At 41.1% G+C, this 13485-nt stretch carries 12 protein-coding genes; 2 read left to right on the top strand and 10 right to left on the bottom strand.

The annotated features are described in order from the left end of the window. Window positions 1–194: 194 nt before the first annotated feature. From hisF to P2W73_RS25790, 10 genes are all read right to left on the bottom strand, one after another. Window positions 195–953, bottom strand: coding sequence for an imidazole glycerol phosphate synthase subunit HisF (hisF, locus tag P2W73_RS25835; protein WP_276505001.1), 759 nt, complete (start codon window positions 951–953; stop codon window positions 195–197). A 2-nt stretch (window positions 954–955) separates the two neighbouring features. Further along, window positions 956–1672, bottom strand: a complete 717-nt coding sequence (hisA, locus tag P2W73_RS25830; RefSeq protein ID WP_276505000.1) for a 1-(5-phosphoribosyl)-5-[(5-phosphoribosylamino)methylideneamino]imidazole-4-carboxamide isomerase — start codon at window positions 1670–1672, stop codon at window positions 956–958. A gap of 1 nt (window position 1673) precedes the next feature. After that, window positions 1674–2081 carry a GNAT family N-acetyltransferase gene (locus P2W73_RS25825; RefSeq protein WP_276504999.1) on the bottom strand — a complete coding sequence of 136 codons (408 nt, stop codon included), beginning with the start codon at window positions 2079–2081 and terminating at the stop codon, window positions 1674–1676. 1 nt (window position 2082) lies between these two features. After that, complete coding sequence (gene hisH, locus P2W73_RS25820; RefSeq protein ID WP_276504998.1) at window positions 2083–2673, bottom strand: imidazole glycerol phosphate synthase subunit HisH; 591 nt, start codon at window positions 2671–2673, stop codon at window positions 2083–2085. 97 nt (window positions 2674–2770) lie between these two features. Continuing rightward, window positions 2771–3916 carry a bifunctional histidinol-phosphatase/imidazoleglycerol-phosphate dehydratase HisB gene (gene hisB / locus P2W73_RS25815; protein ID WP_276504997.1) on the bottom strand — a complete coding sequence of 382 codons (1146 nt, stop codon included), beginning with the start codon at window positions 3914–3916 and terminating at the stop codon, window positions 2771–2773. A gap of 3 nt (window positions 3917–3919) precedes the next feature. Continuing rightward, a complete protein-coding gene (hisC, locus tag P2W73_RS25810; RefSeq protein ID WP_276504996.1) occupies window positions 3920–4981 on the bottom strand; it encodes a histidinol-phosphate transaminase in 1062 nt (353 codons plus the stop codon). A gap of 25 nt (window positions 4982–5006) precedes the next feature. Continuing rightward, window positions 5007–6284: a histidinol dehydrogenase gene (gene hisD, locus P2W73_RS25805; protein WP_276504995.1), complete on the bottom strand. Its 1278-nt coding sequence runs from the start codon at window positions 6282–6284 to the stop codon at window positions 5007–5009. A 111-nt stretch (window positions 6285–6395) separates the two neighbouring features. Then, entirely contained in the window at window positions 6396–7247 is an 852-nt protein-coding gene (gene hisG / locus P2W73_RS25800) for an ATP phosphoribosyltransferase (protein WP_276504994.1), read from the bottom strand. Window positions 7248–7858: 611 nt separating this feature from the next. Beyond that, the gene (locus P2W73_RS25795; RefSeq protein ID WP_276504993.1) at window positions 7859–8698 is read right to left on the bottom strand and encodes a DUF4249 domain-containing protein; all 840 of its coding nucleotides are present in this window, start codon (window positions 8696–8698) and stop codon (window positions 7859–7861) included. A gap of 3 nt (window positions 8699–8701) precedes the next feature. After that, window positions 8702–11020 carry a TonB-dependent receptor gene (locus P2W73_RS25790; protein ID WP_276504992.1) on the bottom strand — a complete coding sequence of 773 codons (2319 nt, stop codon included), beginning with the start codon at window positions 11018–11020 and terminating at the stop codon, window positions 8702–8704. Window positions 11021–11246: 226 nt separating this feature from the next. On the opposite strand from P2W73_RS25790, the gene P2W73_RS25785 reads away from it, so the two are divergent. Beyond that, the gene (locus tag P2W73_RS25785; RefSeq protein ID WP_276504991.1) at window positions 11247–11687 is read left to right on the top strand and encodes a hypothetical protein; all 441 of its coding nucleotides are present in this window, start codon (window positions 11247–11249) and stop codon (window positions 11685–11687) included. 558 nt (window positions 11688–12245) lie between these two features. Further along, window positions 12246–13485, top strand: a 1240-nt coding sequence (locus P2W73_RS25780; protein ID WP_276504990.1) for an Ig-like domain repeat protein, incomplete at its 3' end; no start/stop codon positions are given.

Raw genomic sequence — 13485 nt, 5'->3', positions numbered from 1 at the left:
AATGAAGTGAACAGTTGTTCTTGATATTTTTTTTGGCCTTGCATAGCTCTTACACAGCAATTACTTTTCCAATTATGCCATATCAACATAATGTGCATTAGTTTTGAGTCGTGCAACAGCCACTTAATGGTGGGGCAATAAATTCAAAACCCCTTTCGGGCTTTAGCCCAACTTAGCCGGACGATAATGATTTTTTATTTTCTTACAGGAATATTTCTTTCACCTAAATAATTTTTCAGATCGCGGATATCCACTTCTTTAAAATGAAAAATGCTGGCCGCCAATGCAGCATCCGCTTTTGCTTCTTTGAATACATCTACAAAATGACTCATACTACCTCCGCCACCACTTGCGATAACCGGCACGGGTAAAGAAGTTGCCAGCTGCCTCGTAATATCCAATGCAAATCCAGCTTTTGTGCCATCATGATTCATAGATGTTAACAGTATCTCACCTGCTCCCGCTTCGACACCCTGCCTGGCCCAGTCAAAACATTTTGTGTCTGTTTTCAGCCTTCCGCCGTTCAGGTACACGTACCATTCGCCATCTTCTTCTTTTTTTGTATCGATTGCCAGCACCACGCATTGACTACCGAACTCCTTTGACAGTTCATTGATCAAGGCAGGTCTTTTAAAAGCGGCTGTATTCACCGAAATTTTATCCGCCCCGTTTTGTAATAAACTGTTTACGTCTTCAACAGAACTGATGCCGCCACCTACGGTAAAGGGAATATTAACGTTGTGCGCAACACGGTTTACCAGGTCAATCAATGTTTTTCTTTTTTCAACAGTGGCTGTTATGTCAAGGAAAACTAATTCATCAGCGCCCTGTTTCGCATACAAGGCACCTAGCTCAACCGGATCACCGGCATCACGAAGGTCTACAAAGTTGGTTCCCTTCACGGTACGTCCATCTTTGATATCCAAACAAGGTATGATTCGTTTCGTAAGCATTTCTAGGAAAAATTTTTTAAATCATTAAGAGTGATACGATTTTCATAGATCGCCTTCCCTACAATAACGCCGCTACATCCTATCTCCTTTAATTTATGCAGATCGTTTACATTGGCCACACCACCGCTGGCAATAAAAAATAACTCAGGGAATTTTTTTATAATCTCATTATATAAGTCGACCGAAGGCCCTTCCAGTTTTCCATCTTTGCTGACATCGGTACAAAAAACCTGCTGCACTCCTTTTTTGATATAATTTTCGACGAATGTGAAAATGCTTTTATCCGTTGTTTCGAGCCACCCATGTATGGCAATCATTTTATCCTTTACATCGGCGCCCAACAAAAATTTATCGGCCCCGAAAATCATTAGCCACTTTACAAACTCAATTTCATTTTTTACAGCAATACTGCCCACCGTCGCAAACGCAGCTCCCGATTCAAAAACAATCTTCACATCCTTCTCCGTAGCAATGCCTCCGCCAAAATCAATGACCAAACCCGTTTTAGACGCAATCATTTCAAGCACCTTCCAGTTTTTTACCGCCTTTTGTCTAGCTCCATCCAAATCTACGAGGTGCAATCGCTGCAAACCGGCGTCCTCAAACTGCTTAGCGACTTCAAGCGGATGTTCATTGTAAATTTTTTTCTGCTCATAGTCTCCCTGGGTTAGTCTCACGCACTTCCCATCAATTATATCTATTGCCGGTATTAACTGCATATTAAGTCAACTGTTTTTGCATTTTTATAAATTCGATACCATATTTCTCCCAGCTCTTTCCTGTTTGCTGCATTCCAAATTTTTCATACAAGCTGGTTGCAGATAGCCTGGCATTACACCAAATAGTTTTCTTTTCATTTTCTATCGCCCAATCCATCACATATTGAAGCAATTTTGTTCCATGGCCTTTACCCTGCTCATTCGTAATCGTCGCAAATTTCCTAAACTGTACCACCCTATCTCTTTCAAACAAACTAATCACCGATAACAAACGATCATCCTGGTATAGTCCCAAATGAATCCCGAGAGCATCATCTTCCAGCTTTACAAATTCCAATGTTTCCTTTGGATACATTACCTGTTGCCGGAGCTGCCATATTTTTTCTATCGGAACTTCCTTGATCAACATATCAGGCTAACAAAAAGTTTTTCAAAATTTGTTCGCCGATATTTGCCGATTTCTCGGGGTGAAATTGCACTCCCCGGAAATTGTTTTTCTTCAACCCGGCGCTGTAGGGCTGAATATAATTACAAGTCGCTATTGTTTCATCACATAGCTCAGCATAATAACTATGCACCGAATAGATGAAAGAGTTTTCAGGGACTGACTCAAACAATGAAGTTTTAAGATTGTAAATATTATTCCATCCAATCTGGGGAACCTTTATTGAAGGATCATTTGTCTTAAACCTTTTTACCGTTACATCAAAAATATCCAAACAGTCTGTATCATTTTCTTCACTATACCTGCACATAAGCTGCATTCCCAGGCAAATTCCCAATACAGGTTGCTCCAAATCTTTAATCAGTATGTCCAGCTTTCTTTGACGCAGGTATTGCATAGCCGTGCTTGCCTCCCCGACGCCCGGAAAAATGACTTTATCTGCGGCTTTTATTTTATCCGGGTCATCAGTTACAATAGCTTCAACTCCTATCCGTTCTAATGCATACAAGACAGACTGAATATTTCCTGCGTTATATTTTATAATTACAATACTCATTTTTTGTCACGAATTACACTAAAGCTCACGAATTATTTAAAACTTTATAGTCTGTTATTTTCACTTTTGATTTCTGACTTCTAACTCTGACTTCCGATTACAACACCCCTTTTGTACTTGGCAGGTAATTGCTAAACGGATCCTTTTTAACTGCCATCCTGATCGCTTTTGCAAACGCTTTGAAGATCGCTTCAATTTTATGATGCTCGTTTTCTCCTTTGCATTCGATATTCAGGTTGCAGCGGGCCGCATCGCTAAATGATTTGAAGAAATGAAAAAACATTTCAGTTGGCATCTCACCGATTTTTTCTCTTTTAAACTCTGCGTTCCAAACCAGCCAGTTCCGGCCGCCAAAATCGATCAAAACTTTTGCCTCTGCTTCATCCATCGGCAAAGCAAAACCGTAACGCTCCAAACCGGTTTTATCAGCCAGTGCTTTCGCAAAGGCTTCCCCTAATGCGATACCGGTATCTTCAATAGTATGATGTTCGTCGATATGCAGGTCGCCATCGCACCGGATAGAAAGATCCAGTTTCCCATGTCTTGCAATCTGCTCGAGCATGTGATCAAAGAATCCAAGACCGGTATGTATGTGTGCTTTACCGTTCCCATCCATATTCAACTGAACACTGATTTTCGTTTCATTAGTATTCCGCTCATGTGATACTTTCCGCAATTCGTTCTTTAAAAAAGCATAAATGTCACTCCAATTGGTCGTTTCCAGCGCAACTGTCGATAGGCGCAATTCTTCTGCCTTATCTTTTATTTCACCACCACCCAAGGTTGGATCATTGTTCAGCCAGATCCCTTTACAACCCATATTCTTCGCCAACTGAATGTCGGTGATACGATCGCCGATCACAAATGAGTTAGCTATATCATAATTATCGTTATTAAGGTATTCGGTCAGCATTCCGACACCAGGCTTACGAGTTGGAGCATTATCTGCGGGAAATGTTTTATCGATAAATACTTTTGAAAAAAAGATTCCCTCTCCTTCCAGGCTTTTCATCACAAGATTTTGAAGCGGCCAGAATGTTTCTTCGGGGAAACTTTCGGTTCCTAAACCATCCTGGTTGGTCACCATGACTAATTCATAGTCCAATTCCCTGGCAATTCTTCCCATGTATTCGAACATAGCCGGATAAAACGTGAGCTTATCAAATGAATCCAGTTGGTACGTAGGCGGAGCTTCATTAATAAGCGTTCCATCCCTGTCAATAAATAAAACCCGTTTCGACATAATTTATCTTTTTGATTTCATATAATCGATCATTGCATCTACCAGCAACGTATTTTCGTTTTCTGTCCCGATCGTGATCCGTAAACACCCGTCACATAGTTGCACCTTACTCCTGTCTCTTACCACAATACCCTCGGTTAACAAATAGTCATATACATCAACGGCATCTTTTACTTTCACGAGTAAAAAGTTTGCATCGGAAGGATAGACTTTTTCTACCAGCGGCATCCGCTGAAATACGTTGATCAACTCCTCCCTCATCGCTACAATTTCTTTGATCATATCGTTTACCTGGCCTACCTCTTCCAGGGCTTCCAAAGCAAGATCCTGAGTAGCCTGGTTGATATTATATGGCGGTTTGATCCGGTCGAGCAATTCAATAATTTCTTTTGAGGCAAAGGCCATTCCTAGCCGCAATGCCGCTAAGCCCCACGCTTTGCTAAATGTTTGCATGACCACGAGGTTCGGATACTCATTTAGTTCTTTTAGCAAAGAATGCTGCCGGGAAAAATTAATGTATGCTTCATCAACAACAACTAAACCATTGAAATTATTCAGCAGCATCTCGATATCCTGGTAATTAATGCTATTGCCAGTCGGGTTATTGGGAGAACATATCCAGATAATTTTGGTATTGCTATCAATCAAGCTTTCAATCAGCGCCAGGTTAAGTTGAAAGCTGGGGAGCAATTCCGCTCTTTTCAATTCAACATCATTAATGGCTGCGCTTACTTCATACATACCATAAGTTGGCGGACAAATGACCACATTATCTTTTCCAGGTTCGCAAAAACAACGGTATAAAAGATCGATACACTCGTCGCTGCCATTTCCCAAAAAAATATTTTTTGGATCAACATTTTTTATCCGGCTGATGGATGCTTTTAATTTTTGCTGGTGCGGATCAGGGTAGCGATTGTACCATTTCGTCAACGGCGAGCCCAAACTATTTTCATTAGCATCCAAAAATACCTTTGCTTCGCCACTAAACTCATCTCTTGCCGATGAATAGGCTTTTACTTTTTTTATATTTTCCCTGACCAGTTTACTTAAATCGAAACTCATAATCTTATTTGTTACCAGTTTGTTTTTAGTTTTTCAATCTAATACTAACCGCCCTCGCATGTGCATCCAGTCCCTCTGCCTTTGCCATCAGCTCAACTGTTTTGCCGATATTAGCCAATCCTTCTTTACTGAGCTTTTGATAGGTAATTTTTTTTACAAAACTATCGACACTGACGCCGCTGTATGACCGGGCAAAACCATTTGTTGGAAGTGTGTGATTGGTGCCGCTTGCATAATCCCCGGCACTCTCCGGCGAATAATTTCCCAGGAACACAGATCCGGCATTGGTGATTCGCTGAGCAATTGATTCATCATCGGCGCAGGAAATGATCAGGTGCTCTGCCGCATACTCATTTACCAGGTCAATTGAATCTTCTAACGATTCAAGAACAATTGCCTTGCTATTTGCCAAAGATGCCAAAGCAAACTTCTCCCGGGGCAATTCTTTCACCTGTTTTTCGACTTCAGCTTTTACTTGGTCAGCAAGGACTGGTGATGTAGTAACCAACAATGTTTGGCTATCTGCACCGTGTTCAGCCTGCGATAAAAGGTCTGCAGCGATAAAAGATGGATTACCGGTTTCATCGGCTAGTACGCAAACCTCACTGGGGCCTGCGGGCATGTCAATCGCAATACCTTCCGACTGGATCATCTGCTTGGCACAAGTGACATATTGATTTCCGGGTCCAAATATCTTATCCACTTTTGGAATAGATTCTGTTCCGTACGCCATCGCAGCGATTGCCTGGGCTCCACCAGCTTTAAATATTTTAGTAATTCCGGCCAATCGTGCAGTAAATAACACTGCAGGGTTAATGGTCCCGTCTTTCTGCGGAGGTGTACAAAGAACGATCTCTTTACAACCAGCGAGTTTAGCGGGAATGCCCAACATTAATACGGTAGAAAAGAGAGGAGCTGTGCCTCCCGGTATATATAAACCTACCTTACTGATAGCCACCGAACGGCGCCAGCATTTAACTCCAGGCATTGTTTCAACCAGGGATTCTGACAACAATTGAGACTGGTGAAAAGAGGTGATATTACTGGCAGCAATCGTAATGGCCTCCTTTAATTCATCCGCAACCGTTGCAATTGCCTGTTCGATCTCCTCTTTGCTTACCAACAACTTCTTGATTTTTACACCATCAAAATCCTTTGTCATTTTTCGAACGGCTTTATCGCCACCTTCTTTCACCTTCAACAAAAGTTTTTTTACCATCTTGGCTAAAGAAAGTTGTTCCAATACCGGACGTTGAAGCAGTTGCTCCCATTCATTTCTTTTTGGATATTCTACTATTTGCATTTACAATGAATTATTTTTCCCATCAATCATTACAGCCACGAATTACACTTATACACACTAATTAATTTAATTTTACTGCCCGCTAATCTCACTTCTCACTTTCTCACTTCCTCAAACTATCATCTTCTCAATAGGCACCACTAATATTCCCTGTGCACCTTCTTCCCTTAATTGTTCAATGATGTCCCAAAAATCATTTTCATCGATAACACTGTGTACACTACTCCATCCGGATTCTGCTAATGGTAATACAGTTGGACTCTTCATTCCGGGCAGCAAGGAGATAATGTCTTTTAATTTTTCATTGGGAGCATTCAGCAAAATGTATTTATTATTCTTTGCTTTTTTTACTGACCGCAAACGGAACAATAGCTTATTCAGCAAACGCTGTTTTTCAGGGTCGAGCTTTTTATTACGGATCAAGACCGATTGCGAGTCCAGGATAGTTTCTGCTTCCTTCAGGCCATTGGTCAACAACGTTGAACCGCTGCTAACAAGATCGCAAATAGCATCTGCCAGCCCAATTCCCGGGGCTATCTCCACGCTGCCACTGATTTCGTGGATTTCAGCATTGATGTTGTTTGTTGCTAAAAACTCCTGCAAAATGACGGGATAACTGGTAGCGATCTTTTTCCCATTTAAATTTTCCCGGTTGTATGTCTCTCCTTTTTCAATAGCTATTGACAGGCGACACTTACCAAAGCCTAATTTTTCCATCACATCTACTTCTTTTTTCTTTTCATATACCACATTCTCGCCCACAATACCGATGTCGGCCACTGCATCTTCCACATATTGGGGGATATCATCGTCCCTTAAAAAATAAACCTCCAGCGGAAAATTGGCAGCTGACGATTTTAATTTGTTACCCCCATTGGATATGTCGATTCCACACTCTTTCAATAATCGTAAAGAATCTTCGTGAAGTCTGCCTGATTTCTGGATCGCTATTTTCAGTTTCATCTGTTTATTTTTTATTGTTTTAATTTGGTCAGTACTTGTCCCGAACTGGCTTCGGAATGGAACGCCCAATCAAATATCCTTCTGTGTATCAACTATTTTATGTGGGCGTTTCATGTTGTTGTTCCCTTTAAGGGGTGAGAAAATAAAAAGGGCCTACCGCCATGGTAAGCCCTTGAAAGTTAATTATGTTGACATACTACATAAAAACATCCCAGCTTACCCCGTGGGTAAAGTGATGATGATGATGTATATGCAGGTTTAAAATCATTTTGTGTTTTGCGGTGCAAAAATAGAGAGCTTTTTGATATGGCAAAATTTTATTTGACTACTACTTTTTTAAGAAAGTGGAAAAATACCCGTTTTAGGGTATTGTGTTTATGAAACATTCGAATTAATATTGTCTTGGTTTTTCATAGGATATTGGATTTTAAAACGGGGCTGGATTTTCATCCTGGCCCCATTTTTTTATCTGAACCGGGATTTTTTAGATTACCGGGATTGCAGAGAAAACCAAGTCGTATAATAATCCGGCACAACCTTTAGCCTTCACTTTTGCCTTTTCACTTTTCACCTTTGATTTCCGGTCCCAGGATATTGCTTCTGACTTTAAATTATGGAACCACCACAGTCCTGGTTTGCAAAGTATGTGCACTAAAATAGCCTAAAGCGCCACCTTTTATATTTGTCACTGGGTTAGCTGGTGAGGCGGATTGGCTATTGCCCGTTGCACTTTGATAAACACTGTACCAGTATTTATACACTGTCGGATCAATGCATAGCATATCGATGGTAACCGTATCCCCCGACTTTATTTCCTCCTCGGGATTTTCGTCTTCGTCTACCAAATACCACAATTTCGACTGAACATATTTTCCATCGGAATAGTCGTCATTGTTGACAAAAATTGGTTTGTTCTTTTTACCATTTACATACTGCACATACCGGTAACATTGTCCTTTGCCAGCCGGATCCTGGTAGGCGATATTGGCAAGCTTCCTGGTTTCACCAAATAGTATTTCGTTTGAAATAAAAAGAGTGTCGAGATTGATTTTTTGCGGCATGGTTGAAGTCGCGGTAAACTTTTCTCCATTCATCATTACTTCTAATGAATAGGTTTTACCCGGAGTGCCGACAAGTGCCGGCGCTGTATAAGTCCCCGGTGATGTTTCTGTAAGGGCTATATTGTTTCCGCTATTGTCTTTTATCATTACCATAGCTCCTGTTACAGGCGGAAAGTCATTGTTTTCAGTAATATTTTTCGTTTTGGATAGCTTGACAAAACTTTTGTCCGCTTCGTCAGTAACTACACCTTCCACTACATATTTTTCTTCGGCATTTCTAGTATCTACATCAATTACTTTTTGGCAAGAACTCAGCAAACCTGCAATTGTTGCTCCTGCAAAACACCAGGTGAAAATTTTTTTAAAATAAATCGATCTATTAAAAGACATGCTCTAAAATTTAAAATTGTAAGAAACCGACGGAATGTATTTGAACAAGGCTGTTTGCACAGCTTCGGTCTTATCGGGATCATCTTTATTATCACGAAACTCTATCGTATAAGCGTTTTCACGACCATATGCATTGTACAAACTAATAGTCAACTCGGAAGAAAATTTTCTTTTCTGTTTTAATATCCAGGTAGCACCAATATCAAGGCGGTGATAAGCCGGCATTCGATAACCATTTCGTTCTGTGTAATAATAAACAGTTTGATCATCGATACGGTATTTACCAGCAGGGAATGTGACCGCACTACCCGTATAATAGATCCAGTTAGCTGAAAGCGTCCATTTCTTACTCAATTGATAAATTCCTACTACCGCTACGTCATGCGTTCTATCCTGCCTGGCATTGTACCAGTTGTTGTTATTGATGCCATTAATCTTTCTTTCTGTTTTTGATAAAGTATAACTCAACCACCCGCTAAATTTTCCCAGCTTTTTTTTAAATAGCCATTCAATTCCATAAGCCCTTCCTTTTCCAAAGAGCAACTGCGTTTCTATTGCATCAGAATTGATATAGATATCGGCTCCATCTTTATAATCCACCTGGTTTTGCATGGTTTTGTAATAAGCCTCCACATTCAATTCATACAGGTTGCCACCAAAATTTCTATAATAACCCAGCGAAACCTGGTCTGAAATTTCGGGCTTGATAATATTGGTACTGGCCACCCATTTATCTGTTGGACTTGCCGTAGTAGAATTAGAAATTAAATGCAGGTTTTGAATATTTCTGACATACGACGTTTTGACCGAAGACACGGGGTTCAGTTGATAGCTCATAGCCACCCTTGGTTCTGCATTGAAGTAGGTTTTGACAATTTCACCTTTTTTATAACTGAATGTATCCGTCACAACACCATCATCATCTATTGCGTAGTAATCTCCCTTTCCTAAAATGCTGAAAGCCGTCAATCTTACACCATAGGTAAGATTGATTTTATCGGAGGCTTTCCAGGTGTTAGTTACATAGGCTGCATTCTCCAATGAGTATCTTCTTTGCAAATTACTGCTGTTGATACTCGAAGCAGCGGTCGCTGTTACTTCACCGGGTCTGATGGTATGAAAAATAGCGTTCATGCCAAATCGCATACTATTCCGGCTATCGATATACCATTGCAATTCCTTTTTCAAATTCCAGTCACGTATCTGTGAGAAAATGTCAAAATCAGTCGCACCGCTCCTGATAGATATCTTATAATTATAGTTGCTGTAAATAAGTGAAGTGTTGGAAAAAAGTTTAGGGCCAAAAATATGGTTCCATCTAACCGTGCCGGTACCATTACCCCAGGCTAATCCAAAAGTGTTGCCAACACCCAACTGATCACGACCGAAATAACCGGACAGGTATAGCCGGTCTTTCCTGCCCAATATATAGTTGGCCTTTGCATTAAAATCATAAAACGAGAGATTATTACTATTTACCGTTGAGTCTTTGGACAGTTTTAAGAAAGCGTCTACGTAAGTCCTCCTTCCTGTTGCCAAAAAGGAAGAGCGATTTTTTTGTATGGGTCCTTCTATGTTTAATTTGGTAGAAATAAGACCAATGCCGCCACTAACATTATAAGCCTGGTTATTTCCTTCGTTCATTTTAATGTCCAACACCGATGATAACCGGCCGCCATATTGAGCCGGCATACCTGCTTTGTACATCGTCATATCCTTGATGGCATCTGAATTGAATGTAGAAAAGAATCCCAGCAAATGTGATGCGTTGTAAACCGGGGCTTCATCCAGTAATATCAGGTTTTGGTCAGCAGCACCACCCCTGACAAAAAAGCCGCTGTTTCCGTCTCCGGCTGATTTCACGCCTGGCAGCAGCTGTATCACTTTCAAAATATCTCTCTCGCCCAATAAAACAGGAACATACCGGATGTCTTTTGTCGAAAGTTTCTCCATTCCCATTTGCGGGTTCGTTAAACTGCGATTACGGGAATTGGATGACACTACCACTTCATCAAGGTCCCTTACTGCGTCTTCCAACGAAATGTTCAGCACAATATCCCGGTCGACATTTATTTTTTCCAAAAATGGCTGCAGACCGACAGCAGTCGCCTCCAGGATATATTCTCCTTTAGCAAGGGTAATGGAATAAAAGCCATAATCATTGCTGATGGTACTGACATTCCCAACTTTTATGGTAGCCGCGATAACGGTTTCGCCTTTAGCTTTAGAAGAGACGGTACCGCTGATCGTAAACTTTTGTTGTGCATTGACTGTCAACCCGGTGAAAAAGAAAAAAAGGATAAGAAAAAATTTATTGCGCATGTAATAGTATTTGGTCAAAAAGGAATCAGCTATGAATTTTCTTTCAGGCCACAATATTAGCAGTAATCAGGTATGTCGAAAAAATATGGCCTGCTATTTAACTTAAGTATGACATTCAACTAATGAAATACGTTTTATGGCACATTTAGTTTGCGAATTGTAAAAAAACAATGCTGTCGGCTACTTGCATGAACGGAGAATGTTTTTTATTTTGGCAGCGATATCTATGAAGACCGCGTTGACCATCCTGATGATTACCTTCACGTTGATCCTTTCTGCCCAACCACTGAAAAGATCGGAATACAATATTATTTTGGGAGGATGTTTTAACAAAGACAAGGTCAGCCTCTCGATCAACAACCGCACAATTTTTACCAATTACATTATTGATAATAAGGACTCTCTGGCTAAGGGAAACCTCAACCTGTCGCAAGATGTACAGGGCGTACGAATTAACTACAACGGAAAGGAGATTACCCGCAAACCTATCCCGTTTGAATACCTTCTTAATATAAAAGTGACCGTCAACCGAAAGATTAGCCGTTTTAGCCTGGATATGAGAAAGGGTAATATTATCCTGCTGGATTTTTGCCCCGAAAAAGATGATCAGCCCTCCACCCGAAAACTCAGCGCCAGCCAGTTACAAGAACCTTATCTATTAATGTAAAGAGTTTCCTGCTTACCCTGTCGCAACTGTTTTCCACTTTTTATTAATCCGTTTTATAGCTGTACAGAAAATGTACAACGTAAAATTACAGAGTTGCAAATAGTGACTTTACGAACAATAATTTTTAAGTCGCTGTGTGTATATTATTATTCGCATATGCTACGTTATACTAAGTAGTACCACGTAGTTAAGTAGTTAACCATAAAATCCAAATCATGAAAAATTCTACACCAGGGAATTGTGTTGGTCCTCTTCGTCAAACTTTTGGCATTTCGCCACTATCCGCATCCTGTTTTACCCAAACCTCAAAAGGTAGCAGCCTGGTACCACTTGGAAAATTCTCCGGGTGATTACTTCGCAGAGTTTTACCTGAGCGCTTGCATTGCAACAATAAAGCAGCATGCCCAGGCAAAACTGCAGGTTTGCCATTGATTGAAACCAAAATCCTATTTAAATACCAACCACCGTCCGCTTACTGAGAATTACATGTGTTCTGACCTGAATACATATCCGCCACCCCTTAAAAACAGGCACACAGGCATTGCTTTGTCTAATACTGTGAAGACCTTTATTTTTTTATTGGCGGTATTTGTTTTAAGCTCTGTTACGCTCAAGGCGCAAATAGCAACTACCACAACCTTAACATCAACTCCCAATCCGTCCTGTCTGAATGAACCGGTTACATTAACAGCAACTGTAGATCAACTTACAGCGACAGGGGATGTGCATTTTTGGGAAGGCCCAATTTTATTGGGAAATGGAACATTAGGTATTGGCGGAACAGCGACGCTTACACTATCAAATCTTTCAGCGGGCAACCATACTATAACAGTAGTTTATGACGGAGCCCCACCATTTAATGGAGGTTTGTCGGCTGCAATAATTCACACCGTTAACTCTCCCCCTTCCATTATTAATCAGCCGTTGCCACAGACAGTTGGTGCTGGATGTAATACTTCATTTTCCGTTACTGCTAATGGTACTGAACCCATAACTTATCAATGGAGAAAAGATGGTGCTGATATTGCTGGTGCTAATTCATCGACGTTAACGATTAATAATGTAGCTGCTGCTGACGGCGGTAATTATGATGTTGTTGTATCCAATAGTTGCGGGACTGCGACATCCAATGCAGCTACTCTAACAGTAAACTCTCCGTTAGCCGTAACACTCACTTCGCAAACCAATGCTCTTTGTTTTGGCGCTGCTACCGGTGCTGTCAATATCACTGCTGCCGGTGGTGTGAGCCCTTATACCTATGCCTGGACCGGTACCGGTGTCAATGCAACGGCCGAAGATCAAACTGGTCTTGCTGCAGGAACTTATACCGTTACCGTTACGGACAACAATAATTGTACAGCGACTACTTCTGTTACCATTACACAACCTGCTGCTGCTCTTGCTTTGAGTGAGGCTCATGTCAATGTGCTTTGCTTTGGCAATGCGACCGGTTCGGTTGATTTAACCGTTAACGGGGGTACGACTCCTTACACTTATGTGTGGAGCAATGGCGCTGCTACCCAGGATATCACCACTCTTGCCGCAGGAACTTATACCGTTACCGTTACGGACAACAATAATTGTACAGCGACTACTTCTGTTACCATTACACAACCTGCTGCAGCACTGGCTTTGAGTGAAGCTCATGTCAATGTGCTTTGCTTTGGCAACGCCACCGGTTCTGTTGATTTAACTGTTAACGGTGGTACCGCTCCTTATACTTATTTGTGGAGCAATGGCGCTGCTACACAGGACATCACGGCTCTTGTGGCCGGCACATATTCGGTCACCGTTACCG

The sequence above is a fragment of the Terrimonas pollutisoli genome (genome assembly GCF_029360765.1).
GTDB lineage: Bacteria > Bacteroidota > Bacteroidia > Chitinophagales > Chitinophagaceae > Terrimonas_B > Terrimonas_B pollutisoli.
This window is presented reverse-complemented; position numbering and strand designations above follow the sequence as displayed.